The 24,189-nt window shown below is 61.5% G+C and carries 24 protein-coding genes; 17 read left to right on the forward strand and 7 right to left on the reverse strand.

Annotated elements, in window-relative coordinates; translation table 11 throughout:
* Positions 1-2: 2 nt before the first annotated feature.
* From H9Q75_RS11815 to H9Q75_RS11825, 3 genes are all read left to right on the forward strand, one after another.
* A complete protein-coding gene (locus H9Q75_RS11815; protein ID WP_186565042.1) occupies positions 3-131 on the forward strand; it encodes a 3-keto-5-aminohexanoate cleavage protein in 129 nt (42 codons plus the stop codon).
* 88 nt (positions 132-219) lie between these two features.
* Positions 220-369: a hypothetical protein gene (locus H9Q75_RS11820; RefSeq protein WP_186567375.1), complete on the forward strand. Its 150-nt coding sequence runs from the start codon at positions 220-222 to the stop codon at positions 367-369.
* Positions 370-420: 51 nt separating this feature from the next.
* Entirely contained in the window at positions 421-1,959 is a 1,539-nt protein-coding gene (locus tag H9Q75_RS11825) for a sodium:solute symporter family protein (RefSeq protein WP_186567377.1), read from the forward strand.
* A gap of 88 nt (positions 1,960-2,047) precedes the next feature.
* Here the strand turns inward: H9Q75_RS11825 and H9Q75_RS11830 are convergent, their stop codons facing one another.
* Together H9Q75_RS11830 and H9Q75_RS11835 are read right to left on the reverse strand one after the other, a co-directional pair.
* A complete protein-coding gene (locus H9Q75_RS11830) occupies positions 2,048-2,464 on the reverse strand; it encodes a MaoC family dehydratase (RefSeq protein ID WP_186567379.1) in 417 nt (138 codons plus the stop codon).
* A 2-nt stretch (positions 2,465-2,466) separates the two neighbouring features.
* Positions 2,467-3,315, reverse strand: coding sequence for a beta-keto acid cleavage family enzyme (locus H9Q75_RS11835; protein WP_186567381.1), 849 nt, complete (start codon positions 3,313-3,315; stop codon positions 2,467-2,469).
* A 158-nt stretch (positions 3,316-3,473) separates the two neighbouring features.
* On the opposite strand from H9Q75_RS11835, the gene H9Q75_RS11840 reads away from it, so the two are divergent.
* Entirely contained in the window at positions 3,474-4,508 is a 1,035-nt protein-coding gene (locus tag H9Q75_RS11840) for a ketopantoate reductase family protein (RefSeq protein ID WP_186567384.1), read from the forward strand.
* Positions 4,509-4,566: 58 nt separating this feature from the next.
* On the opposite strand, the gene H9Q75_RS11845 is transcribed toward H9Q75_RS11840, so the two are convergent.
* Genes H9Q75_RS11845 through H9Q75_RS11865 form a run of 5 tightly spaced genes read right to left on the reverse strand, consistent with a single transcriptional unit; the run spans position 4,567 to position 9,363 of the window.
* Positions 4,567-5,292 (reverse strand): 6-phosphogluconolactonase, encoded by a 726-nt coding sequence (locus H9Q75_RS11845; protein ID WP_186567386.1) that lies wholly within the window; start codon positions 5,290-5,292, stop codon positions 4,567-4,569.
* A gap of 5 nt (positions 5,293-5,297) precedes the next feature.
* On the reverse strand, positions 5,298-6,377 hold the full coding sequence (locus tag H9Q75_RS11850; RefSeq protein ID WP_186567387.1) for a Gfo/Idh/MocA family protein: 1,080 nt from the start codon (positions 6,375-6,377) through the stop codon (positions 5,298-5,300).
* Positions 6,378-6,397: 20 nt separating this feature from the next.
* A complete protein-coding gene (locus H9Q75_RS11855) occupies positions 6,398-7,309 on the reverse strand; it encodes a sugar phosphate isomerase/epimerase family protein (RefSeq protein WP_186567489.1) in 912 nt (303 codons plus the stop codon).
* Positions 7,310-7,357: 48 nt separating this feature from the next.
* Positions 7,358-8,206, reverse strand: a complete 849-nt coding sequence (locus H9Q75_RS11860) for a sugar phosphate isomerase/epimerase family protein (RefSeq protein ID WP_186567389.1) — start codon at positions 8,204-8,206, stop codon at positions 7,358-7,360.
* A gap of 11 nt (positions 8,207-8,217) precedes the next feature.
* A complete protein-coding gene (locus H9Q75_RS11865; RefSeq protein ID WP_186567391.1) occupies positions 8,218-9,363 on the reverse strand; it encodes a Gfo/Idh/MocA family protein in 1,146 nt (381 codons plus the stop codon).
* Positions 9,364-9,654: 291 nt separating this feature from the next.
* Here H9Q75_RS11865 and H9Q75_RS11870 point away from each other — a divergent pair, with 291 nt between their 5' ends.
* The 13 genes from H9Q75_RS11870 (at position 9,655) to H9Q75_RS11930 (ending at position 24,146) form a co-directional block, all read left to right on the forward strand.
* Positions 9,655-10,758: a Gfo/Idh/MocA family protein gene (locus H9Q75_RS11870; protein ID WP_186567393.1), complete on the forward strand. Its 1,104-nt coding sequence runs from the start codon at positions 9,655-9,657 to the stop codon at positions 10,756-10,758.
* A 34-nt stretch (positions 10,759-10,792) separates the two neighbouring features.
* Complete coding sequence (locus tag H9Q75_RS11875; protein ID WP_243200822.1) at positions 10,793-11,722, forward strand: sugar phosphate isomerase/epimerase family protein; 930 nt, start codon at positions 10,793-10,795, stop codon at positions 11,720-11,722.
* Positions 11,723-11,760: 38 nt separating this feature from the next.
* The gene (locus H9Q75_RS11880; protein ID WP_186567397.1) at positions 11,761-12,708 is read left to right on the forward strand and encodes an ROK family protein; all 948 of its coding nucleotides are present in this window, start codon (positions 11,761-11,763) and stop codon (positions 12,706-12,708) included.
* A gap of 4 nt (positions 12,709-12,712) precedes the next feature.
* Positions 12,713-13,705 carry a Gfo/Idh/MocA family protein gene (locus tag H9Q75_RS11885; RefSeq protein WP_186567399.1) on the forward strand — a complete coding sequence of 331 codons (993 nt, stop codon included), beginning with the start codon at positions 12,713-12,715 and terminating at the stop codon, positions 13,703-13,705.
* Positions 13,706-13,721: 16 nt separating this feature from the next.
* Entirely contained in the window at positions 13,722-14,495 is a 774-nt protein-coding gene (locus H9Q75_RS11890) for a DeoR/GlpR family DNA-binding transcription regulator (RefSeq protein WP_186567401.1), read from the forward strand.
* 115 nt (positions 14,496-14,610) lie between these two features.
* Complete coding sequence (locus H9Q75_RS11895) at positions 14,611-15,360, forward strand: N-acetylmannosamine-6-phosphate 2-epimerase (RefSeq protein ID WP_186567403.1); 750 nt, start codon at positions 14,611-14,613, stop codon at positions 15,358-15,360.
* Between the two features lies 1 nt (position 15,361).
* Complete coding sequence (locus tag H9Q75_RS11900; RefSeq protein ID WP_186567405.1) at positions 15,362-17,632, forward strand: pyruvate formate lyase family protein; 2,271 nt, start codon at positions 15,362-15,364, stop codon at positions 17,630-17,632.
* The gene (locus tag H9Q75_RS11905; RefSeq protein WP_186567407.1) at positions 17,625-18,530 is read left to right on the forward strand and encodes a glycyl-radical enzyme activating protein; all 906 of its coding nucleotides are present in this window, start codon (positions 17,625-17,627) and stop codon (positions 18,528-18,530) included. Before H9Q75_RS11900 ends, H9Q75_RS11905 begins: the two co-directional genes overlap by 8 nt.
* A gap of 2 nt (positions 18,531-18,532) precedes the next feature.
* A complete protein-coding gene (locus tag H9Q75_RS11910; protein WP_186567409.1) occupies positions 18,533-19,441 on the forward strand; it encodes a type I phosphomannose isomerase catalytic subunit in 909 nt (302 codons plus the stop codon).
* A gap of 140 nt (positions 19,442-19,581) precedes the next feature.
* Complete coding sequence (locus tag H9Q75_RS11915; RefSeq protein ID WP_186567411.1) at positions 19,582-20,553, forward strand: ABC transporter ATP-binding protein; 972 nt, start codon at positions 19,582-19,584, stop codon at positions 20,551-20,553.
* On the forward strand, positions 20,550-21,254 hold the full coding sequence (locus H9Q75_RS11920) for an ABC transporter permease subunit (protein WP_186567413.1): 705 nt from the start codon (positions 20,550-20,552) through the stop codon (positions 21,252-21,254). The genes H9Q75_RS11915 and H9Q75_RS11920 overlap by 4 nt, the downstream gene beginning before the upstream one ends.
* A gap of 16 nt (positions 21,255-21,270) precedes the next feature.
* Entirely contained in the window at positions 21,271-22,722 is a 1,452-nt protein-coding gene (locus tag H9Q75_RS11925; protein WP_186567415.1) for a GldG family protein, read from the forward strand.
* Positions 22,722-24,146: a DUF4340 domain-containing protein gene (locus H9Q75_RS11930; protein ID WP_186567417.1), complete on the forward strand. Its 1,425-nt coding sequence runs from the start codon at positions 22,722-22,724 to the stop codon at positions 24,144-24,146. Before H9Q75_RS11925 ends, H9Q75_RS11930 begins: the two co-directional genes overlap by 1 nt.
* The last annotated feature ends 43 nt before the right edge of the window (positions 24,147-24,189 follow it).

The raw sequence follows: 24,189 nt of genomic DNA on the forward strand, positions 1-24,189 counted from the left end.
TGATGTACTCCAAGGGCGTGCTGGCCAAGAACAACCGCCAGTTTGTGGAGCGCGCCGCCCGCGTCATCCGCGAGTATGGCTGTGAGGTCGCCACCCCGGATGAAGCCCGTCAGATCCTCAGCCTCAAGTAAGCGATCCACTTTTGTGAAGGTCTTGCCGGGTGGGAGGCGGCCATCCCACCCGACCAGATAAAAACAAAATGGGAAAGGAGTCGTTTTTATGTCATTGATCCCCTTCATCGCGTGGGCCCTGTCCGTAGTTGTCGGCATCTTTATCTATATCTACGTGGCGGCCAAGATCGAGAAGAGCGGTCTCAAGCGCTTGGGCGCGACCGGACACCTCTTTACCTGTGATCCTGACAAGAAATGAGCGAGCGAGTGTTCTACCTGACAAACTGACAAGAGAGAGGGAAAGTAAAGTATGAATATCTACCTTATCGTATTTATCATCTACTTTGCGATCATGATCATCTCCTCCATCGCGGGTGCAAAAAAGGTCGAAACTATGGGCGACTTCACCTCCGGCGGAGGCAATATGGGCCTGATCCTTGGTATCGGCACATCCGTTGCCACATGGCTGTCTGTGGCCTCGGTCATGGGTGTGCCCGGCAATATTTACTCCCGCGGCGTAGCCGCCGTGTTCGGCTGGATCGCCGGCTGGTTCCTGGGTACTGCCATTATGCCCCTGATCGCGCACCGTGTCCGCCGTCCCGCAGTCCCCACCCGCACCTTCCCTGAGTTCATTCATGTGCGCTACGACCCCTTTGAGAGGAAGTCCAAGATCCAGATCTTTGTGGCTGTCATCGAGCTGGTGGGCTACTTCGTGTTCTCATTTATCCAGGTTCAGGGCTTCGGCATCGTGCTGTCCACCATCAGCGGCCTGAACTACAACCTGTGCTGCGTCCTGTTCCTGGTGGTGCTGGTCTTTACCTCCTTCGGCGGCTTCCAGTCTGTGGCCCGCACTGATACGGTTAACGCCATCCTGATTCTCATCGGCGTGATCGCCGGTATGGTCACAGTGCTGCACCTGACTGGCGGCTTCAGCGCCATTGTGGATAACTTTATGACTACCACCGCTCCTGTTGTTGAAGGCGGCGAACCTCTGGTGGCCGGCGTCCTGGGCTCCCCCTGGGGCACCTTCGGTTTCAGCGCCATCATGTCCACCTTCCTGGCCAACTCCATCGGCGCCACCGTGGCCCCCCACTGGATTGCCCGTTTCATGGCTCCCAAGAATGCCAAGACCGCAGCGCTCCAGATGTTCTGGGTGCTGATCGTCCTGATCCCCGTGTTCGTACCCTTGGTGGTCATCGGTATGGGCGGCAAGATGCTGATGCCCTCCCTGCCCGTTGGCGTGACCTCTGACTACATGTTCCCGCAGCTGATTGTGCGCTTCCTGAACCCGGTGCTGGGCGCCCTGGCCCTGACCGCCATCTGCGCCGCCGCTGTGTCCACCGCCAACTCCATGCTGCTGCACTGCTCTACCTCCCTGATTTACGACATCAAGCGCGTGATTCAGGACAAGGTACCCTCCGCTGAGGAGGATGCCAAGACCACCAAGCAGCTGCGTTACTGCGTGCTGATTTTGGGCGTGCTGGCCGTGCTGGGCGCCATCGCAAAGCTCTCTCTGCTGGCGGCAGGCTTTACCTACATCTACGGCGCCTTTGGCTCCACCTTCTTCTGGGTCACTTGGCTGGGCCTGTTTACCAAGCGGATGAACAAGCCAGCTGCCTGGGCGGCCATGATTTCCGGCCTGGTATCCTATCTGATCATCACCGCCGGCAAGATCAGTGTATTTGGGATCCCCACCTTCTTCGTCACCGCGGGTATCTCCCTGATCTTCTGCCTGATCTTTATGTTCGCCACCAAGAAGCCCCCGGTGGAGGCGTATGAGTCCTTCACCAGTGATAAGGTCAGCGAGTCCACTTTGGCCGTGGTTCGTGCCATCCGCAAGGATGCCTGATTTCGCATCCCCCAACTCACACACTCTCCATACAGGAAAAGGCGGTCCGGTTTTACCGGACCGCCTTTTCCATTTGCCACGGGCACAATTATTTGGGAGGCATAACTGAGGCTTCGCCGTCAATCACAACGGCACCCTCCTGGTTGGTACACACGGTGTGCAGTTTGACGCGGTTCTTTCCTGTGTTGAGCTCCGTAATGGTGACTGTGGCGGTTATTGTATCGCCAATCCGCACCGGCGCGGTAAATTTCAGGGTTTGTCCCAGATAGATGGAGCCGGGGCCGGGCAGCTGCATGGCAATGGCGGCCGAGATCAGGCCGGCAGAGAGAATGCCGTGGGCGATGCGACCCCTGAAGTGCGTATTTCTGGCGTATTCCTCGTTGATATGGGCGGGGTTCAGGTCGCCGGTAATACCGGCAAATTCGTATATGTCATGCTCGCTGATGGTCTTAGAAAAGCTGGCGGACTGGCCGACGGTCAGCTGGTCGATGGTGAGTGCCTTCATCCTTAAAACACCTTTCTGGTCAAACCGTAGATTTCGCGGGCTTCTTCCGGGGTGGCGGCCTCCAGGCCGTTGATCTCCAGCAGCTGCTTGGCGCGGGTTACAAATTGGGCGTTGGAGTCGGCCTTGACGCCCTTGAGCCACATCACGTTATCCTCCATGCCTACACGCAGATGGCCGCCCATGGCAATGGTGGCCATCATCATGGGCAGATGCCCCCTGCCGATTCCGCAGGCGGCCCAGGTAGAGCCCTCCGGGAGAATGTTCTTTAGGAATACCAGATTTTCGACTGTGCAGGGCATGCCCCCGGCGGCACCCAGGACGATCTGGAAATGGCAGGGGGATTTTAGAATGCCGGTTTTGATATAGTGGATGGCGTTATAAACCATGCCGGCGTCAAAAATTTCGATTTCCGGCTTGATGCTGCACATCTGGAGTGCGAGGCCCAGCTTTTCCAGAAAAGCGGGCGGGTTCATAAATACAGTGCGGTGCTGCCAGTTGAGGGTACCTGCATCAAACGAGGCCAGCTCGGGCAGCAGGGCCTGGAGGGGACGGATGCGCTCCTCATCACCGAAGTCCACGGAGCCGGAGCTGGTGATGTTCAGGCAGATGTCGCAGTCCCTGTGGGCGCGGATGCGGTCGATGGTTTCCTGATATTTGCTAAAATCCGTGGAGGGGGTGCCGTCATCGTTGCGGACGTGAATATGGGCAATCGCCGCACCGGCTTTCCAGCACTGGTAGACGTCCTCGGCGATTTCTGCGGGGGTAATGGACAGATTAGGGTTGTCTTCACGGGTAGGCCAGGAGCCGGTGATAGCCGCGGTGATTACGCGCTTGTTTTTTAAATCGGGCATGCTCTGATTCCTCCTATCAATTTTTCGGGAATAGGTGCTGTTTTTAAAAAGAAGCAAAATTCATGCCAAATCTTTCTGCCCCATTCTAAAACAGGGTTGGCATGAATTTTGCTTCTTAAATAAAGAAGAGTTCAAATGAAAAAGGAGGAATCTCTAAAATGAAAGTTGCAATTCTGGGCTGCGGCGCCATGGGGACGGTTATGGGCGCTTATATGACCAAAAATGGCTGTCAGGTGGAACTTATTGACAGCTATGCCGACCATGTCAGCGCGTTGAACAGAAATGGTGCGCACATCGTGGGCACCGTGGATTTCACAGTGCCGGTGCACGCAGTGACTCCCGAGCAGATGGAGGGGATTTATGATGTGGTATTCCTCTTCACAAAGCAGACGGCCAATGACGCGGTGCTGCCTCACCTGCTGCCCCACTTGGGGTCGGAGAGCACGGTCTGCACCCTGCAGAACGGGGTGCCGGAGCCCTATGTGGCCAGCTATGTGGGGGAGGCGCGCACCGTGGGCGGCACGGTGCTCTGGGGCGCCACCTTTGTGGAGCCCGGCGTGTCGGAGCTGACACAGGACCTCTCCCGCAATGACCACCTGTTTGAGGTCGGGGAGATCGACGGCTCTATCGGCCCCCGGATTCAAAAGGTGGCGGAGACCCTGGGTTACATGGGGCCGGCCAAGGTCTCAGATCAGCTGATGGCCTCCCGCTGGGGCAAGCTAATTAACAACGCCTGCATGAGCGGTATGTCCGCTGTGTGCGGGGCGACCTTCGGCGGCGTGCTGGACAACGGGATTGCCCGGGCCTGCCTGAGCTATCTGGGCCGGGAGGTCAAGGAGTGCTGTGAGGCGGCTGGGTATAAGCTTCCGACCCTCCTTCACGAGCAAGCCCCCGACAGCTTGGAGATTGCCGATCAGGCGATGTTCGAGGCCAATCAGCGCATGTTTCTGACTATGTACTCGGATATGCGCACGGCCAAGGCCTCCATGCTCCAGGATCTGGAGAAGGGCAAGCCTACCGAAGTGCGCATGATCAACGGATACGTGTGTGAGACGGGGGACCGGTACGGGATTGAGACGCCGTTCAATGACAAGGTGGTAGAGATTGTCACTGGTATTGAGGAGGGGCGCCTTCCACTGAATGACTCCAATCTGACGCTGTTTGACAGGGCTATGTTTCCCTATCCACTCTGATCTGGCTGAGTATAAAAACAGGGCCGCCCCGATCGGGGCGGCCCTGTGCCGGAAGGCGCTACAGGGAGGAGGCAAAGACGGCCTCAGAGACCAGCAGCTCCGCCTGGGGCAGGACGGCCACCAGGCTGGCTGGCACCTGATTGGTGGGCGTGCCTGCGGCGGCGAGGGCTTCGGTCTTTTCCACCGCGTCCCGCTTGGCCGGTGTATTGGCCACCACCCAGACCGCCTTGGCCTCTGCCGCGTTGGCAAGGCCGATGGTGACGCCCGCCGTCAGAGGAGGGGCCTCCTTTTCAAAGTATTTTTGGGCCACCGTGGCGGTGACGCCGGCCACCTGGGCCACGTGGATGTGCAGAGCGGGGTCGATGCCCGGCTCGTTCAAGGCTACATGGCCGTTGACGCCGATACCGAACACGATTACGTCAAAGACGCCGCGGGCGGCGAGGTACGCCTCCCCTCGGGCGCATTCCGCCTGGGGATCGGCCGCGCCGTCGAAGAGAAATACCTCCTTAAAGTCCACCTCGTCGAGAAAATGCCGGTGCAGAAAGTCCGCCATGGCGCCGTCGGCGTCCTGGGGCAGGCCGCACCACTCGTCCATGCCGAAGAAGGTGGCCTGGGCAAAGGAAATTTCCCCGGCCCGGACCTTCGCCTTCAATGCGTCAAACAGGGGGAAAGAGGAGGTGCCGGCCGCGATGGAGATCAGCGCGTCAGGCTTGGCGCGCACAATGTCTGCGATCCGGTCGGCCAGATACCGGCCCAGAGCCTTGTCGTCGGAAAAACGCTGCACCGTGCTCACCTCCAGTTGTCCACCGGCTTGGCAGCCTTGGAAAAATAGGGCAGTTCCACCTTGCGGCCCTCTTTGGAAGACAGGTACGCGGCGTGGATGACCTCCAGCACGGCCTTGCCGTATTCGCCGTCAGAGACGGGCTTTTTGCCGCTGCGCACACAGTCCACAAAGTGGGTCAGCTCCTGGGGATAGCCCTGGTTGAACGCCTCCTCGAAGATGGGGAAGGTCCAGCCGGTGGTGGCTCCCGCCTTCTCGCTGGCGTAGTCGTAGCCGTCCAGGCTGTACATCTGAGAGGAGTTGCCCTGGAACAGGTCGGAGTAGCACACGCCTTTGTCCCCGTACACCTCGATGCAGTCCTGCATGCCGCCCTGCTTGACCCAGCTGTCCTCACCCACGCACAGCACCTTGCGGCCGCTGCACTCAAACTCCAGCTGGGTGATGGAGTGGTCCTCGGCGTCCGTGTCGTGATAGACGTGCATAAAATTGCCATAGACGGCCTTGGGGGCGGTGTTTTTGAGCATCCACATGAACCAGGCGATGGCGTGGCACCCCATGTCCATCATCACGCCGCCGCCGGACTTGTCGGATTCGTAGAACCAGCGGCTGTGAGGGCCGGAGTGCTTCTCGCACTGCTTGAGCATGTACACATCGCCCACCGCGCCGCTCTCCACAATGGCGCGCACCCGCTCGTACTTGGGCGCGAAGCACAGCTCCTCAGCGTACATGAGCAGCTTGCCGTTCTCCCGGCAGGCGGCGATCATCTCGTGCGCCTCCTGGAGGGACAGGCACAGGGGCTTTTCAATGATGACGTGCTTGCCCGCTCTGGCGGCCTTCAGGCAGACGTCGTGGTGCAGGAAGTTGGGCAGGCAGATGTCCACAATATCGCATTCGCACTCCGAGAGCAGAGCGTCCACATCGTCATAGGCCGCGGGCACGCCCATTTTTTCGGCAAAGGCCCGGGCCTTGTCCAGGTGGTGGGAATATACGGCCACCACCTCGGCGTCATGAACAAAGCGCTGGTAGGAGGAAATATGGATTTCAGAGATAAAGCCGCAGCCCAGCACGGCCACTTTGGTCTTGTTCATGCATTGCTCTCCTTATTTTCTTACATATATTGTTTCATAAAGCGGTAGCTCTGCTCAATGCCGGCACGCACATCCTCCGGGCAGCTCTCAAAGGCCTTGTCCTCCACCTCGATGACCGCGCAGCCGTTGTAGCGGATGTCGTTGAGCGCCGAGACAAAGGCACCGAAGTCCACGCCGCCCATGCCTGGCAGCTTGGGGGAGTGCCACAGGGTGGGGTAGGAGAAGCAGCCATACTCGTCCAGCTTTTCCTGGTAGATCTTGATATCCTTGAAATGGACGTGATAGATGCGCTCGGCAAACTCGTATACGGGCTTGATGTAGCTGGCCCTGGTGAGGTAGGGGTGGGAGGGGTCCAGGGCAAGCCCCAGGGCAGGGGAGGGGATGCGGCGGAACATCTCCCGCCAGATGGCGGGAGAGCAGGCCAGGTTGTTGCCGCCGGGCCACTCGCTGACGGTGTAGAGCATGGGGCAGTTCTCAATGGCGAGCTTCACGCCCTTATCCTCGGCGTAGGAGACGATGGGCTTCCACACCACCTCGAACTTGTCCAGGTTCTCCTCCACGGTCTTGTTCTTGTCCTTCCCGATGAAGGTGGTGACCAGATTGACACCCATCAGGGCGGAGGCGTCGATGAGGCGGTAGAGGTGCCTGACCGCCACTTCAGCGGCCTCCTGGTCGGCATCCATGGGATTGGGGTAGTAGCCCAGTGAGGCGATGGCCACGCCCCGGTCCTCGGCGTACTTTTTATAGTAGAGCAGCTTGGCGTCGTCGCTTTCATTGAGGTCGATGTGGGTGACGCCGGCGTAGCGGCGCACCGCCTTGCCACGGGGCCAGCAGCACACCTCCACACAGGTAAAGCCCACCTTGGCGGCATAGTCGATCACCTGCTCAAAGCTGTCGTCCGGCAGAATCGCGGAATGGAGACCGAGTTTCATCATGGGAATACCCTCCTTTTATAAAATATGTAGATGGATGGTCCGCCTTTACAGGGCGGCGATGGTCTCGCGGAGGAAGCGCACGGCCATGCGGATGTCCTCCGCGCCGTTCTTCGCCTCGCGCTCGATGGTCAGGAAACCGTTGTAGCCTACAGACTGGAGGGCGCGGAGATAGGGGATCCAGCGCACGCTTCCCTGACCCAGAGGGGTCTCCTCATAGCAGGGGTTGGAGAGAATCCAGTCCAGGCCGTCCTCGGCAAATTTGTGGTAGAACTCCTCCGGAAGGATAGGGCTCAGGGAGCGGCCGTCCTTGGCATGGGTGTGGACGATGGCGCTCCCCGCGTCGGCCACGGCGGACACCTCGTCGTCGGCCCCCACCATAACCAGGTTGGCCGGGTCAAAATTGATCCCCATGCCCTTGCCGCAGGCGTCCACAAAGCCCCGCAGGGTCTTAAGGGGCTCGGGGCCGGTCTCCACGGCGATGACGGCACCCCGCTCCGCGGCGTATCGGGCCGCTTCGCCCGCTGCGTCCAGCATGACCTGGTAGCGGGGGTGGGAGGAGTCGGCGGGCACCACGCCGATGTGGGTGGTGACAATCCGGCAGTCCAGTTCCAGAGCCAGATCCACCACCCGCTTCAGGTAGTCCAGCTTGGGAGGATTGTCCTCCGGCTTTTCAAAGCCAAAGCCCCCCAGCTCGCCGCAAAGGGCGGTGACCGTCTGCCCGGCGTCCCGTGCGGCGGAACGGACCGCGGAAACGGTGTCCCTGGAGACAGTGCGGGGGTCAAACTCGTCTGCCGCGTAGATCTGCACGCCTTCAGCGCCGCAGCGGCCGGACTCCCGGATGCCCTCCAGCAGGCCGACGCCAAACCAGTCGGCCAGAGTTGCAATTTGAAACATACGCCCGCTCCTTACCCGTCGATTTTGATCCAGCGGCGTTCCCGGGCGCTGCGCACCACGGCGTCGCACAGGACCATTTCCCGCAGGCCGTCGTCAAAGTTGGCAAAGATCCCCTTGCCGCTGTCACCCTGCTCAATGGCGGCGTAGATGGCCTTGAAATTCTGCTTGAAGGTGTCGGGGAAGCCCTCCACATGGCCGCCGGGATAGCTGATAGAGGCGGCGGCCAGGCCGCTGAGGATGGAGGGGTCCTTGGGGGCCTTCTGGTTGAAGGCGTCTCTGCGACCGATCCAAAGCTCGTTGCTGTCCTCGCTGTCCCAGTGAAGGGCGCACCGGCTGCCGCCGATGTCCATGAGGATCTGGTTCTTCCGCCCGGCAAACACCTGGCTGATGGTGCAGGCGCCGTGGGCGCCGTTGTCAAAGCGGAAGAGCACCGTGCAGTAGTCCTCGGTGTGGATGGGGATCTCCGCGTAGTCCTCGGGCCGCAGGGCCATGCCGGAATAGGTGTCCACGGGCTTGAGGGGCTTTTTGCGGGTTTTGTGGAAGGTCTCAAAATCGGCCAGCACTTCCACCGCCCGCAGGCCGGTCACCGACTCCACCATGTCGATCCAGTGGGAGCCGATGTCCGCAAAGGCGCGGGAGTCGCCGCTCACCTCGGGCTCCAGCCGCCAGCTGTAGTCGGTGTCGTAGTACAGCCAGTCCTGGAGATAGCCGCCGTGGACGGTGTAGATGTCGCCCACCTCGCCGCTGTCCACCATGGCCTTGGCCTGCATGACCTGGGGATACCAGCGGCAGTTGAAATTGACGCCGGTGATAATGTTGTGCTCCTTCGCGTAGGCGGCCAGCGCCCGCGCCTCCTCCAGGGTCTTGGTCAGGGGCTTCTCGCACACCACGGCGATGCCCCGCTCCATGGCGTACATGGCCATCTCATAATGGGAGGCGTTGGGGGTGCAGATGTGGACCACATCCGGCTTTTCCGTGTCGATCATCTCCCGGTAGTCGTCGTACCCCCGGGGGACACAGTGGGCCTCGGCCTTGGCGGCGGCGTTGGGCACGTCGGCGACGGCCACCACATCCACATTGCCCAGCCGGCGCAGCGCCTCAATATGGGCGGCGCCAATAAAGCCAACGCCAATTACACAAGTTCGGAACCGTTTCATTTTTGCTTAACCCCTTTCAAATATTATCAAATGCGCGGTGCACACAGACGGGACGCTTCTACCAAGAAGTATATCCTATGCTGCAAAAGATTGCAAGGGAAACCCCATATAATTCGGAGAGAAGGGCTGGAACACTTTTTTAATGTTGAAAAACACTCTGTTGCAGGTCTTTATCTGAAAAAATTTGAAAACCATTGAATGAAATTGAAAAGAATGATATAATGGCACCGGCCCAGGCCGCCGCCGTCCTGGCCGCGCAGGCCCAGAAGTGACGTTTAGGAGGGGTAAGTAATGAAAGATATCTGCAACAAACTGATTCAGGCGACTCGGTTTCCCTCGCCCGCCCGGAAGGACTGGCGCATCGGCTGCATCGGATCCGGCTTCATTATGGCCGACTGCCATCTGGTCTCCTACCGGAACGCAGGGTTTAACCCGGCGGCCATCGCCTCCCGCACTCCGGCCCATGCCCAGGCGGTAGCCGACCGGCATGGGATCCCCAAGGTGTATGATACCTGGCAGGAGCTGCTGGCGGACGAGAGCCTGGAGATCCTGGATGTGGCCTTCCCGCCGGATCAGCAGCTGGAGATTGTCCGCCAGGCGGTGAAGTGTCCCAACCTAAAGGGCATCCTGTGCCAGAAGCCCTTGGAGATGTCTCTGGAGCGGGCCCGGGAGATCGCCCGGCTGGGGGAGGAGAGCGGCAAGGCCATTGCCGTCAACTCCAACATGCGCTGCGACCAGTCCATGCGGGCGCTGAAGTATCTGCTGGACACGGGAGAGCTGGGAGAGCCGGTGCTGGCCACCATCGAGATGCGTGCCATTCCTCACTGGCAGGAGTTCCTGAAGGCGTACAGCAAGTTGGAAATCTTCGGCATGGGGATCCACCATGTGGACATTTTCCGCTTCCTCTTCGGGGACCCGGCGGAGATCACCTGCGTGTGCCGCACCGACCCCAGAAGCAAGTTCCCCCATACCGACGGCATTGTGCAGTTTACCTACAAATATGACAGCGGCATGATGGCCACCTCTCTGGACGATGTGTGGGCCTGGCCGGAGGAGCCCTGCGAGAAGGACATCTACATCCGCTGGCGTGTGGAGGGCACTGAGGGCATGGCCCAGGGCACCATCGGCTGGCCCATGTATCCGGAGCGCTGCCCCTCCACCCTGCGCTTTACCTCCAAACGCTATCCCCACCAGTGGGTGGAGCCCAAGTGGGAAACGGTCTGGTTCCCCGACGCCTTTGAAGGGACAATGGCCCAGCTGCTGCGGGCGGTGGAGAACGGGACGGAGCCGGAGATCTCCGCCCGGGACAACATTGCCACCATTGCCTGCGTGGAGGCCTGCTACCGCTCCATTGAAGAGAAGCGCACCGTGGCGCTGAGCGAAGTGTTGGGCTGAGGATACAGACCGCCCGCCGGAGGGCGGGAAAAACATGTCAATGAATAAGGAGGAATCCACTATGATCAGCGTCGGCATTTTTACCGGCTACTACCCCTATGCGATGGATGAAGTCATCCGCCGCATCAAGGCCTCTGACTTCAACTGTGTACAGCTGGACGTATCCTTTAAGGATTTTGACGCGGCAAAGCAGCCGCTGACCGAGCAGAAGGCCCACGAAATCCGGGACGCCTTCCGGGACGCCAACCTGCCCGTGATCGCCGTGTCCGCCTACACCAACTTCATCCACCCGGACCCGGAGGTGCGCAGGCGCAACATCGACTATATCAAGATGATGCTTCGCTATGCCAGAGATTTGGGCTGCCCCTATGTGGCCAGCGAGACGGGCACCTATAACCTGGAGAGCGACTGGGTCTGGCACGAGAAGAACGCCGACCCCAGAGTGTATGAAGAGACCATCGGTGTCATCCGGGAGCTGGCCGACTTCGCCGGGGAGTGGGGATCCACCTTTATTGTGGAGAACTACGTCAACAACGTCATCGGCACGGTGGAGCAGGTGGAGCAGATGTTCCGCGACGTGAACAGCAGGCATCTGGGTCTGATCTGCGACCCCACCAACTATTTCAACGAGACCGCCATGGAGGACATCGACGGCACCATCAACCATATCTTTGACAAGCTCAGCCCCTACATGAGGATTGCCCACGCCAAGGACATCAAGTTGGCCTCCGACACCGGGGAGAAGCACGCGGACATCGATGCGGACGCCTCCCACTCCTTCCGGGGTTCCGGCAGTGTGGAGCTGCCCGCCGCCGGTCTGGGTGTGCTGAATTACCCGCTCTATGTGAAACGCCTGGCGGAGGAGCACCCCAATATTCCGCTGATCATCGAGCACCTGGACGAGGGCGATATCGAGCGGGCCAAGCGCTTTACCGACGGTGTGCTCAAGGACGTGGGCGTGTAAGATACCGAATATCTGTAACTGAATTGGGAGGAACGAATATGCAGTACCGCATCGGCATTGACCTGGGCGGCACCGCCGTCAAGTCGGGGATTGTGGATGAAAATCATCAGGTGGTGTTCCGCCACTCACAGCCCAGCGACCATAACTTTGAGCGCGCTGTGGCCGGCCTGGCCGAGGCGGTGGAGACGGTGGCCGCCATGGCAGGGCTGAGGGTATCCGACTTTCCCTGTGTGGGGGTGGGTATCCCCAGCACCGTCAACCCCCATACAAAGCGGCTGGTGTTTGCCAACAATACCGGCTGGCGGGACGTCCCCATCGGGGAGGCCTTGGAGCAGCGCCTTGGTATTCCCGTGTACATCGGCAATGACGCCAACTGCGCCGTCATCGGCGAAGCGCTGGCTGGCGCGGCCAAGGGGCGGAAAAATGTGGTGATGCTTACATTGGGCACCGGCGTGGGCGGGGGCATCCTGCTGGACGGCAGGCTCTTCACCGGCGGCGACGGCATGGGGGTGGAGCTGGGGCACACCCCTCTGCTGCACGGGGGGTACCGCTGTACCTGCGGTATTGAGGGCTGTCTGGAGGGCTATGCCTCGGTGACGGCGCTGATTCGCCAGACCAGGCAGGCCATGGAGGAACACCCTGAGTCCGCCCTCCACGCCTATGTGGCGGAGCACGGCGGGCAGGTGGACGGCCGCACCGCCTTCGACTGCGCCCAGGCGGGGGACGAGGCGGCCGCCGCTGTGGTGGACCAATACCTGGAGTATCTGGCCAACGGCATCGGCGGGCTGATTACCATCTTTCGCCCGGAGATTTTTCTCCTGGGCGGCGGCCTGTCCGCTCAGGGGGAGAATCTGACCCGCCCACTCAGCGAGAAGGTGCTCCGCTATGTGTACTCCTCGGACCTGATCGGAGTGCCCCCCATTGTGACCGCCACCCTTGGCAACGCCGCCGGGACCATCGGCGCGGCCTACCTGGATCGGATGTAGGGCCATGGTGCGCTTTGGGATCATTGGAACCAATTTTATTTCCCGGGAGTTTGTAAACGCCGGGAAAGCGCTGCCCGATTTCCGTGTCTCGGCGGTGTACTCCCGCAGCCTGGATACCGCCCGGGCCTTTGCCGGGGACTCGGGGGCGGTCTGCCTCACCAGCCTGGACGAGCTGGCCGGCCGGGCCGATGTGGACGCGGTGTACATCGCATCCCCCAATGCCTTCCACGCCGGTCAGGCGGAGCAGATGCTCCGCGCGGGCAAGCATGTGCTGCTGGAAAAGCCCGCCTGCCCGGATCGGGACACGTTTGCGCGGCTGTGCAGCCTTGCGCGGGAACAGGGCGTGGTGCTGCTGGAGGGCATGCGCCCGGCCTTTACCCCCGGCTTTGTCGCTCTGAGAGAGGCGGTTAGTGGCCTCGGTCCGGTGCGACGGGTCTCTTTCCTCTACTGCCAGTACTCCTCCCGATATGACAAATTTAAGGCGGGAATTGTGGAGAACGCCTTCAACCCGGCCCTGTGCAACGGCGCGCTCATGGACATCGGGGTGTACTGTGCCCACGCGCTCGTCTCCCTGTTCGGCCCGCCGGAGGGCGTGCTGGCCGCCGCGCACCGCCTGGAAAACGGGCTGGACGCCCAGGGGGGTGCCCTCTGCCGTTACCCGGGGATGCTGGCCGACCTGAGCTGGTCCAAAATCGCGGACGGCAGGCGGGCCAACGAGATCCAGGGGGAGGAGGCCAGCCTGCTCATTGACAGCATCACAAATCCCAAGCGGATCCAGAGGGTCGGTCGGGATGGGAGCCGCAGGACACTCTATCATGACCCTGATCCGGAGTTTTTCGGCATGACTCACGAGATTGCCGCCTTTCTGGCCTTTGTCGCCGCAGCTGAGAGCGGCCGGCCGTGGGAGGGGCACAACCGGGTGACGGAGCAGACCCTGTCCCTGATGGACCAGGTCCGCCGCCAGACCGGCATTGATTTTATCCTGCGCACGTCGTAGAAGAGAGGGCGGAACCATGATTGCATCTGCAAGAAGCCTCTATATTTTAAGGCGGCTCAACGAGGCCGGCATTGTAGACTACAAGAGCATCGCCAGCGAGCTGGGCGTGTCCGAGGCCACGGTGCGCCGGGACTTTGAAAAGCTGGAATCCCAGGGAAAGCTGCGCCGGGTGCGCAGCGGAGCCGTGCGCAATGGCGATGAGGAGGGGGAATTTGACGCGGAGCTGTCCATCCGCGCCAAAAACACCCTGAATACCCAGGAAAAGCTGTTGGTGGCCACGGCCGCGGCAGAGGTGGTGCAGCCCGGGGAGAGCGTGTTCCTGGACGCGGGCACCAGCATATCACCGCTGGGTTCCCTGCTCTTGACCATGCCGATCCGCATTGTGACCTACAACAATGTGGTTTTGCAGCGGGCCACCCCCAAATCCAGGGCGGAGGTCTTTGGCCTGGGCGGACAGCTGATCCCAGCGGATCAGATGATTGTGGGCGCGATTGCCGAGCGTACCCTGGAGAATTTCGGCTTTGACCGGGCGTTTATCGGCTGTATGGGTCTGGATGTGAAGAACAACACGGTCTACGAGACGGATATGGAATGCATGCGCCTGAAAGAGATTGCCATGAAGAACGCCAAGGCCAGCTATCTGCTGGCCGACCGCAGCAAGCTGAGCAAGGTGGGCCTGTTCCGCTTTGCCGGGCTGGACGCCTTTGAGCAGGTGTATCTCAACGGCCCCAGGCCAAAGGGAAAATTCCAGGATAACCTGACCTTTGTGGAGCCAACAGAAAAGGATTAAATTCGTTTGAAAAGCGTCCATGCACTGCATGGACGCTTTTGCAATGTTTTGATTGACTTTGCAAAAAGATGCGATATAATGACAGTGAGAATATAGAAAGGCGGCGTGTGTATTTATGAAAACCACAGATCCGAAGAAAAGAGCGATTCTGGAGTCCTTTAAGAACGGATTGATTGTATCCTGTCAGGTGCAGCATGACGACCCCATCAGCACCCCCGACATGCATGTGAAGATGGCCCAGGCCGCCCTCTGGGGCGGGGCTGTGGGCATTCGCGCCAACTCCCCGGAGCAGATACGGGACATCAAGGCGGCCGTGGACCTGCCCCTCATCGGGCTATATAAGCAGTGGAACAGGGGCACCGATGTGTTCATCACCCCCAATCTGGACGCGGTGCGCCAGGTGTATGAGGCGGGGGCCGACATCATCGCACTGGACTGCACCAACCAGATCAACGCCGACGGCCGTCCGGCCTGGGAGCTCTTCCCCGAGGCCAAGAAGGCTTTCCCTGACGCCATGTTTTTTGCCGATGTGTCCAACTTTGAGGAGGCGGAGCGGGCGGTGGCCATGGGGGCGGATATCGTGGGGCCCACCCTGTACGGCTACACGGCGCAGACCAAGCACATTGAGGAGCCCGACCTGCGGGAGTTTGCCCATATGTGCCGCGCCTTCGGCGACGACGTATATATGGTGATGGAGGGGCATATCTACTCCCCGGAGGACGCCATCAAGTGCCTGTACTTAGGCGCCCACGCGGTAGTGGTGGGCAGCGCCATCACCCGCCCCCACCTGACCACCAAGCGGTTTACCGACCTGATGGGCGGCTACCGGAACAACTGGCGCGACGCGGAGAGGAGTGCGCATTAATATGGCCTTTAACGCCGAAATCGCTCAAAATGTAGAGGTCAGCATCAAGATTCCCCCCGAGCTGTCCCCTATGGCACAGCTGGAGCTGATGGAGCGGTACACCGCCGTTCACAGCGCCCCGGGCCAGACCAAGGAGGGGCGTGAGGCGGCCTGCCTGCGGGTGCTCTATCCCGCCCTGTTCCGCTCTATTGAGCCGGCGGACCTGATCGCCGGCCGGCTGGATTTCCTGCCCATCGGCTTTGGCTGTGTGACCTCGGTGGGCGGCGTGGGCCATTACTGCGTGTTCAACAAGCTGACCAAGTTCAAGGCCCAGCTCCCGGAGGGGGAGCAGGGCCGGGTGGACGCGCTCTATCAGTACTGGCTGGAGCACGACCTAAAGACCAAATACTGCCGGGATGCCCTGAAGGACGATATCGTGGGCATGTTTATCGACTGTGACTACCCCCTGATCGCCACCGCCCGGCTCTCGGGCATGATGCTGGACTACCGTACCCTGATGGAGCTGGGCATCGGCGGCCTGCGCCGGCGCATTAAGACGCTGCAGGCGGAGAAGGGGGACAGCGCCTTCTACCGGGCCAGCCTGGACTGCCTGGACCTGTTCGGCGTGTGCTGCAACGCCCTGGCGAAAAAGGCCGCCCGGGGGATGGAGACCGCCGGTCCGGAGCGGCGGGCGGAGCTGCAGCGGATGATCGACGCCCTGGGGAACATCCGGGAGAACCCGCCCGCGACCTTCTTTGAGGCGCTGCAGCTCTTCTGGCTGTATGCCCTGCTGGCCGGGGTCATTAATTATGGCCGCATGGACGACGTGCTGGGCCCCTTCCTCCAGAGAGATCTGGACGAGGGCCGGCTCACAGAGGAGGAGGCCTTCCGCCTGCTCAAGTCCCTGTGGACCATGATCGAAAACCGCCGCACCACGGTCAACGGCCGCATCATCGTGGGCGGCCGGGGCCGCCGTGATCCAGAGGCGGCGGACACCTTCGCCCGCATCGCCATGAAGGTGGCCCAGGCCACCCGGTATGTGGAGCCACAGTTTACCCTGCGTTTCGACCGGAACACCCCGGAGGATATTATGGACGCGGCGCTGGACACCATCGGGCAGGGGGCCACCTATCCCACCCTGTACAACGACGATGTGAACATCCCGGCGGTCATGCGGGCCATGCGGGTGGACGAGAAGACGGCGGAGCAGTATGTCCCCTTCGGCTGCGGCGAGTTCGTCATCCAGGGGCAGAGCACCGGCACCCCCAACACCTGCATCAACCTGCTGAAGCTGCTGCAGATCTCCCTCAACGGCGGCGTCGACCCCATGGACGGTGTGGACAAGAGCGACGGGGTGCCCCTGCTGCCCGCGGAGGAGCTGGACAGCTTCGAGGCGGTGTACGGCCAGTACAAGCGCCTGGTGGACCACTATCTGGATCTATCCGTGGCGGCGCAGACCCGGTCCTATGAGATCATGAATCAGGAGGTCTCCTTCCTCTTTACCAGCATCCTGATGGACGACTGCCTGGGCCGGGGGAAAGCCGTGCTGGACGGCGGAATCCGCTACTTGGGCGGCACCAACGAGACCTATGGCAACATCAATGTGTCCGACTCTCTGGCGGCCATCAAAAAGGTGGTCTTTGAGGAGAAGCTGGTCACCCTCCCCGCCTTGCGGGACGCGGCCAACGCCGACTTTGCCGGTCAGGAGCGGCTGCGCCGGGCGCTCTGGGAGTGCCCCAAGTACGGCAACGACGACCCCTATGCCGACGACATGGCCGACGACCTGTTCCGGTTTGTGGCCAGCGGGGTGCGGGACAGGGGCATTGCCGCCGGGATGCAGTACTACTTAATCGTCATCAGCAACAACCAGCTCAATACCGAGTGGGGGCGGCGCACCGCGGCCTCCTACGACGGCCGGCACAGAGGGCAGTTCATGAACCCGGCCAACAATCCCCAGGGGGGCGCCAATCACAGCGGCCCCACGGCCATGCTCAACTCCCTGGCCCGGTTTGACGCCGGGCTCCACGGGGGCAGCGTGCAGAACATCAAATTTACCCCGGATTTCTTCAACAACCGCAGAGACCTGATCAAGCAGATGTTCCGGGTGTATTTCGACAAGGGCGGCTGCCATCTGATGGTGACCGTGGTGGACCGGGGCGTACTGGAGGCGGCTGTGGAGCGCCCGGAGGAGTACAGGGACCTGATTGTGCGGGTGTCCGGCTTCTCTGCGGTGTTCGTCAATCTGGAGCCGGACATCCAGCAGGAGCTGATGAGCCGGGTGCTCTATGGCTGAGAAAACCCTTCTGGTCACGGAGATCGAGCGCAGCGCCATCCACGACGGCCCCGGCCTGCGCACGGTGGTGTTCCTCCAGGGATGCCCCCTGCGCTGCTTCTGGTGCTGCAATCCGGAGACCCAGCCCCTGACCCCGGTGCTGCTCCACAACGGGAAGCGCTGCGTGGGCTGCGGCTGCTGCGTGTCCGCCTGCCCCCACGGGGCTATTTCCCTGGCGGAGGGGAGGGCACAGGTGGATCGGACCCGGTGCCGGAGCTGCGGCAGGTGCGTTCCGGTGTGCCCGACGGGGGTCAACGCCCTCTCCGGCCGGGCCATGGCGCTGGAGGAAATCCTGGACATTGTGCGCCGGGACATGGATTACTACAAAGCAACCGACGGCGGGCTGACCCTCTCCGGTGGGGAGCCGCTGCTCCAGCCCGCGGCGGTGAAGCTGCTGGCCATGGCCAAGAGGGCGGGGATCTCCACCTGGGTGGAGACCACCGCCTTTCTCCCATGGGAGCGGCTGGAGGAGGCCGCCCGTTTCCTGGACGGCCTCTATGTGGACTATAAGCATTCGGACGCGGCCGCGCTGGAATGCTCTGCCGGGGCGCAGCTGGAGCGGATTGAGGAAAATCTGCGCCGGCTGGCGTCCGCCGGCGCGCCCTTTACCCTGCGCACCCCGGTGATCCCCGGCTTCAACGACAGCGAGGCCGCCCTGCGGGGCTGCTTTGCCTTTGCCCGCGACCTGGGTCGGGAGGAGTATGTGCTTCTGCCCTACCACAGCCTGGGGGCCGGCAAGTATAAAAAGCTGGGCCTGAATCCGCCCATGGCGCAGACGCCTGTGATGAAGCCGGAGGCGCTGTCCGGCTTTGCCGCCCTGGGGGCAGAATACGGCCTGCGGGTACAAATTGGAGGTTGACCATGTTTCTGCTGGAGCCTGTCTATAAGGACTACCTGTGGGGCGGCACCGCCCTGTGGGAGCGGTTTGGCAAGGGAGCCGGCCTGCCGGTGGTGGCGGAGAGCTGGGAGCTGTCCACCCACCCGGACGGCCTGACCCTGCTGGCCGGGAGCGGCCGGACCCTGCGGGACGCGCTGGGGGAGGACCTGCCCATTCTGGTGAAGCTCATCGACGCCCATAAGCCCCTATCCGTCCAGGTACACCCGGATGACGCCTACGCCCTGCGCACCGCGGGGGAGCGGGGCAAGACCGAACTGTGGCATGTGCTGGCTGCGGAGAAGGACGCATATCTGTATCTGGGATTGAAGCGCCCGGTGACCAAGGCGGAGTTGGAGCGCGCCATCGGGGAGAATACGGTGGAGGAGCTGCTGAACAAGGTGCCTGTCCACGCCGGGGAGAGCTACTACATTCCGGCGGGGATGCTCCACGCCATCGGTCCGGGCTGCCTGATCTATGAGGTGCAGGAGAGCTCAAATCTGACCTACCGGGTGTATGACTACGGCCGGGTGGACGCCCAGGGCCGCCCGCGGGAGCTGCACATTGCCGACGCCCTGGCGGTGGCGGCCCTGGCTCCGGTATCCACCACGCCTCCGGGCGCGGGGGAGGCGCGGGAGCAGGGGGGGCTCCGCCGCCGGGCCATTGTCCGCTGCCCTTATTTTTCCCTTTGGGAGCTTCATCTGGCCGGACAGGCCCATGTCTCGGCATCGGCGGACGGCTTTTGCCATCTGCTGTGCACAGAGGGGGCCTGCAGCGCTTTCCAGGGCGGGGAATCGCTTGGACTGGCGGCGGGGACGGGGCTGTTCCTGACCGCAGGAGAGGAAATTGCCCTGGAGGGGGAGGCCGTCCTGCTGGCGGTATCCCCGGGGAAATAGAGGCATTTCGCCAGAAATCCCATCTGCTTCTCCAATCACAGTTGCAAAACGCCCCAAAATGATGCATACTTATACCATTCTACTCGCTGCCGCGGAGTACGGCGTTTTGCCCCGCGCGGCGGAAAGGAAGACTGATCCACTTGGTTGAAGTAAAGCATCTTGTCAAACACTATGGAGCCAAAGTCGCCCTGGCCGATGTGAGCTTTTCCATCCGGGCGGGGGAGGTGGTGGGCCTTCTGGGCCTGAACGGCGCGGGTAAATCCACCACCATGAACATACTGACCGGGTATCTCAGCGCCACGGCGGGCACCGTGCGCATCGACGGGCACGACATCCTGTCCGACGCCAAGGCTGCCAAACGGTGCATCGGCTATCTGCCGGAGGCCTTCGCCTTTTACCCGGAAATGCGGGTGAACGAATTTCTGTCCTTCTGCTGCGACCTGAAGGGAGTTACCTCCAGGCGCGCCGAGCGGGAGGCGCACATCTCCGCCATCTGCGAGCGGGTGGGTCTGACCCAGGTGCGTACCCGCATGATCCGCAACCTGTCCAAGGGCTACAAGCAGCGGGTGGGCTTCGCCCAGGCGCTGGTGGGAAGCCCGAAGGTGCTGATCCTGGACGAGCCCACGGTGGGCCTCGACCCCTCCCAGATTATTGAAATCCGGGAACTCATCCGCCAGTCCGGACAGTCCAGCACGGTTATTGTCTCCTCCCACATCCTCTCGGAGATCCAGGCCATCTGCGACCGGATCATCGTCATCCACGGGGGCCGGGTCATCGCCGACGACACGCCGGAGCGCCTGTCCCGCAAGATGCTTGCCACCCACAGGGCCATTGTGCGGGTGGCCGGCGCGCCGGAGGCCGTCATTGCCGCGCTGGGTGCCGTGCCCGGCGTGCAGGCGGTCAGGGCCCTGGCGGAAAAGGAGCCGGGCGCCTGGGACTACAGCATTGACGGACAGCCGGACACCGACATCCGGGCCGATGTGTTCCGCGCCCTGGCGGCGGCGGACCTGCCGCTGCTGGGCACCTATCATAACGAGTTCTCCCTGGAGGAAATCTTCCTCAATCTGGTGGGCGAGCAGCAGGTGGAGCAGGAGGAGGGAGCGCAGCCGTGAGAGCCGTATTCAAGCGGGAATTCCGCGCCTATTTTCAGTCCCCTTTGGGCTATGTGTTCATTGCGGTGCTCTATTTTTTCACCGCGTACTATTTCTTTACCTATAACCTGTACAGCAACACCACGGATATGTCCAATCTGTTTCGCCAGCTCTTTTCCGTGGTGCTATTTTTGGTGCCCATTCTGACCATGCGCCTGATGAGCGAGGACAAGCGCTCCAAGACCGACCAGCTGCTGCTGACCGCGCCGGTACCCCGCATCGGCATTGTGCTGGGCAAATACCTGTCGGCCCTGTGCGTGTACCTGATCGCCATTTCCGGCGCCCTGCTGATGGCTTTGGTGCTCTCGGCCTATGCCGCACCGGACTGGCCGGTGGTGATCGGCAATCTCCTGGGCTTGGCGCTGCTGGGGACGTGCCTGATCGCCATCTGCATGTTCCTGTCCTCCCTGACGGAGAGCCAGGTCATCTCCGCCGTGTGCGGCTTTGCCGTCAGCCTGTTTCTCATTCTAGTGGACGCGCTGGTGTATGTGGTGTCCACCCCGGCCTTTCAGACCTTCTTTTCCTACCTGTCCTTCAACGACCACTACAACGGCTTTACCTACGGTATCATTGATTTTTCCAACGTGCTGTTTTTCGTGAGCATTGCGGTGATGTTCCTTCTGTTCACCACTGCTGTGCTGGAAAAACGGCGCTGGAGCTGAGGGGAGGGCCGGACGCATGAAAAAACCTGTAACCACGCACAGCGGGAAGATGAAGGTCATCTTTGCGCTCATCATTGTGCTGCTTCTGGCGGCCACATTTCTGCTCAACGCGGTGGCGCTGGTGCTGTCCAACCGCTTCCCGCTTTCGGTGGACCTGACGGCCAACGCCGCCTATGAGATCGGGGACGAGACAAAGCAGGTCCTCTCTGCGCTGAGCCAGGACATCACCATTGATGTGCTGGCCACGGAGGAGGCATTCAGCGGCGACTCCTACCTGGTGCAGGCCAAACGGATCCTGGAGCACTATCCCCAGTACTCCGACCGGGTGAGCCTGCGCTATATCGACTACGCCGCGGACCCCAGCTATGCCGCCAGCCACCCCGACCTCACCCTGTCCGAGGGAGATGTGATCGTCTCCGGCAACGGCCGGGTGCGGCAGGTGTCCATGACCTCCCTGTTCAACTACGCCTATACGGCTTCCGGCTCCCTGACGATTGAGTCCTCCCGGGCGGAGGAGGCGGTGACAGGGGCGATTCTGAACGTGCTCAGCAACCGGGACGTGCGCATCGGCGTGCTCACCGGCAACGGACAGCAGGACATGCCCAATTTTACCGCCCTGCTGGTGAACAACAACTATGTGCTGGAGAGCGCGGTGGCCGCCACCAGCGACCTGTCGGCTTACGACGCGCTGCTTCTGCTTGCCCCCCAGTCTGATTTGTCTGAGGACGATGTGCGCAAGCTGGAGGAATACCTGTACAACAACGGGTCCTACGGCAAGACCCTGTTCTACGCCGCCTCAGTGACCCAGACGGTCCTGCCCAATCTGGAGACCTTCCTGTCCGAGTGGGGCGTGACCGTGGGGGACGGGTCGGTATTCGAGACCAAGGCGGAACGCACTTACCAGTACCAGCCCTATTATCCCATTGCGGACTACACCTCCGAGAACTGGCGGGATATGCTCATCGACAGCAGCACCCCCATGCTTATGCCCCTGTGCCGTCCGCTGGAGGTGCTCTTTGACAGCCGGGACGGCCAGTACACGGAGACGCTCCTCTCCTTTGGGGAGAGCGCCGGTGTGCGCCCCTCCGATGCGGGGGAGGGATTTGCAGCCGACGATGCGCAGCAGTGGGGACCCATGCCTGCCATGGTGCTGGCCAGCCGAAAGGTGTATGAAAACGGCGTCTTGGCCAAGCAGTCCAATGTGGTGGTCACGGGTTCGGTGTCCATGCTGGAGGAGGTGTGCCTGCAAAATTCCTCCCTGGCCAACAGCAGCTATCTGCTCAACCTGTTCAACACGCTGACCCAGCGGGAGGAGACCGTCACCATCGCGCCCAAATCCCTGTCCGGCAAGACCTTGGGCATTACCACCGCCCAGGTATCCACGCTGGGCATGGTGCTGGGGGGCGTGATTCCTCTGGCCATTCTGGCCGCCGGTATCGGCGTCTGGCTGTATCGGAGGTATAAGTGATGAAACGACTGATACAGCTACTTACCATTGAAATCGTGGTTGTGGCGGGGCTTGCCGCAGTCCTGGCCGCCCTGCTGCTGAGCACGCCCGATTCCGGCGCGGAGCACCACGTGTTTTCCAACCATGCAGCCACGGACGTGGCGTCCGTTCAGGTGGAGAACGAGCTCGGAGTGGTCTCCGTAACCACCCGGGACGGCGGCTATATAATCGACGGCGTGCCGGCTGAGCTGGTAGACACCAGCGCGTTCATTGAGTTCCTCACTGCCTGCTCCCAGGTCTCTGCCCAGCAGCAGGTGGCTGGAGGGCAGGCCGACCTGGAGCAGTACGGCCTTGCCCAGCCCCAGGCGCAGATGACGGCAGCCTATACCGACGGGGAGTCGCTGACCGTCCGCCTGGGCAGCCAGGAGAGCATTTCAGGCGACTATTACTGCTGCGTGGAGGGGGAGAACGGGGTCTACCTGCTTCCGGCGGAATACGCCCAATGGTATCTGATTGCGAAGGAATCTCTGATCTCGTTCCGCCTTACGCCGGAGCTGGCGGTGTCCAGCGCCCTGTCCGCCGTACAGGATGTGACCTTCAGCGGCAAAGCGCTGGAGGCCCCGATCACCATTGAGTCGGTGTCCGCCGGGGACGAGGAGGTAAAACAGCTGGCCCGTTCCTTCGGCGCGGCCACCCATATTGTGCGGGGCGCCGGGGTGTACGAGCTGGATCAGACCTACGCCCTGACCATGCTCACACCCCTGTGCGGGATGACCGGACAGTCCATCGTCTCCTACGGCCTTACGGAGGAACAGGTGGACGGGATGGGCTTTGCCGATCCCTACCTGCAAGTGGAGTTTGACTACAAAAACGGCGCCGACACGGTCGAGCACTATGTCCTGCGCTTCCTGCCCGCCGTAGAGGACGGCACTTACTTTTACGCCAATGCCCAGGGCAGCGGCGTGGTCTACCTGGTGGAGCGGCCGGCTTTCATGGATCTGGAATACGAAAAGCTGCTGCTGCGCTGGTTCCTCTCCCCGTTGCTGATGGATGTGAGCGGCGTCACAGTGGAGAGCGCCGCAGGCCGGCATGAATTTCAGGTGGACAATACCGACGCCCGAAACCCCGTGATTACCCTGAATGGCTCGGTGGTGGACACCGATCTGTTCCGCAGCTTTTTCAAGCTGCTGGGCAGCGCGGCCAGCGACGGGGAATACCTGGGAGTGCAGCCGGAGGCGGAGACGCCCGCGGTGATGACCATCACGTACCACTATACGGACGGAAAGGCAGACGACGTGATGGCGTTGCATGCCGGAGGCACCCGGCGGATGAACGTATATGTCAACGGCGTGTGCGAGTTTGCCATGAAGGAAACCTTTGTGGAGCGGGTTAACCAGGCCCTGAGCGCCCTGCAGGCGGGAGAAAGCTTCGATATTAACTGGTAAGCTGGGCACGCAAAAATATATTGACATTCTCTCCAAAAGCCGC

The organism is Lawsonibacter celer (assembly GCF_014281125.1).
Taxonomy (GTDB): Bacteria; Bacillota; Clostridia; order Oscillospirales; family Oscillospiraceae; genus Lawsonibacter_B; species Lawsonibacter_B celer.

What these genes read in the sequence shown, in the direction of transcription:
- H9Q75_RS11815 (WP_186565042.1), top strand. Translation starts at nt 3, where the DNA reads ATGTACTCCAAGGGCGTGCTGGCCAAGAACAACCGCCAGTTTGTGGAG.
- H9Q75_RS11820 (WP_186567375.1), top strand. Translation starts at nt 220, where the DNA reads ATGTCATTGATCCCCTTCATCGCGTGGGCCCTGTCCGTAGTTGTCGGC.
- H9Q75_RS11825 (WP_186567377.1), top strand. Translation starts at nt 421, where the DNA reads ATGAATATCTACCTTATCGTATTTATCATCTACTTTGCGATCATGATC.
- H9Q75_RS11830 (WP_186567379.1), bottom strand. Translation starts at nt 2,464, where the DNA reads ATGAAGGCACTCACCATCGACCAGCTGACCGTCGGCCAGTCCGCCAGC.
- H9Q75_RS11835 (WP_186567381.1), bottom strand. Translation starts at nt 3,315, where the DNA reads ATGCCCGATTTAAAAAACAAGCGCGTAATCACCGCGGCTATCACCGGC.
- H9Q75_RS11840 (WP_186567384.1), top strand. Translation starts at nt 3,474, where the DNA reads ATGAAAGTTGCAATTCTGGGCTGCGGCGCCATGGGGACGGTTATGGGC.
- H9Q75_RS11850 (WP_186567387.1), bottom strand. Translation starts at nt 6,377, where the DNA reads ATGAACAAGACCAAAGTGGCCGTGCTGGGCTGCGGCTTTATCTCTGAA.
- H9Q75_RS11855 (WP_186567489.1), bottom strand. Translation starts at nt 7,309, where the DNA reads ATGAAACTCGGTCTCCATTCCGCGATTCTGCCGGACGACAGCTTTGAG.
- H9Q75_RS11860 (WP_186567389.1), bottom strand. Translation starts at nt 8,206, where the DNA reads ATGTTTCAAATTGCAACTCTGGCCGACTGGTTTGGCGTCGGCCTGCTG.
- H9Q75_RS11865 (WP_186567391.1), bottom strand. Translation starts at nt 9,363, where the DNA reads ATGAAACGGTTCCGAACTTGTGTAATTGGCGTTGGCTTTATTGGCGCC.
- H9Q75_RS11870 (WP_186567393.1), top strand. Translation starts at nt 9,655, where the DNA reads ATGAAAGATATCTGCAACAAACTGATTCAGGCGACTCGGTTTCCCTCG.
- H9Q75_RS11875 (WP_243200822.1), top strand. Translation starts at nt 10,793, where the DNA reads ATGTCAATGAATAAGGAGGAATCCACTATGATCAGCGTCGGCATTTTT.
- H9Q75_RS11880 (WP_186567397.1), top strand. Translation starts at nt 11,761, where the DNA reads ATGCAGTACCGCATCGGCATTGACCTGGGCGGCACCGCCGTCAAGTCG.
- H9Q75_RS11885 (WP_186567399.1), top strand. Translation starts at nt 12,713, where the DNA reads ATGGTGCGCTTTGGGATCATTGGAACCAATTTTATTTCCCGGGAGTTT.
- H9Q75_RS11890 (WP_186567401.1), top strand. Translation starts at nt 13,722, where the DNA reads ATGATTGCATCTGCAAGAAGCCTCTATATTTTAAGGCGGCTCAACGAG.
- H9Q75_RS11895 (WP_186567403.1), top strand. Translation starts at nt 14,611, where the DNA reads ATGAAAACCACAGATCCGAAGAAAAGAGCGATTCTGGAGTCCTTTAAG.
- H9Q75_RS11900 (WP_186567405.1), top strand. Translation starts at nt 15,362, where the DNA reads ATGGCCTTTAACGCCGAAATCGCTCAAAATGTAGAGGTCAGCATCAAG.
- H9Q75_RS11905 (WP_186567407.1), top strand. Translation starts at nt 17,625, where the DNA reads ATGGCTGAGAAAACCCTTCTGGTCACGGAGATCGAGCGCAGCGCCATC.
- H9Q75_RS11910 (WP_186567409.1), top strand. Translation starts at nt 18,533, where the DNA reads ATGTTTCTGCTGGAGCCTGTCTATAAGGACTACCTGTGGGGCGGCACC.
- H9Q75_RS11925 (WP_186567415.1), top strand. Translation starts at nt 21,271, where the DNA reads ATGAAAAAACCTGTAACCACGCACAGCGGGAAGATGAAGGTCATCTTT.
- H9Q75_RS11930 (WP_186567417.1), top strand. Translation starts at nt 22,722, where the DNA reads ATGAAACGACTGATACAGCTACTTACCATTGAAATCGTGGTTGTGGCG.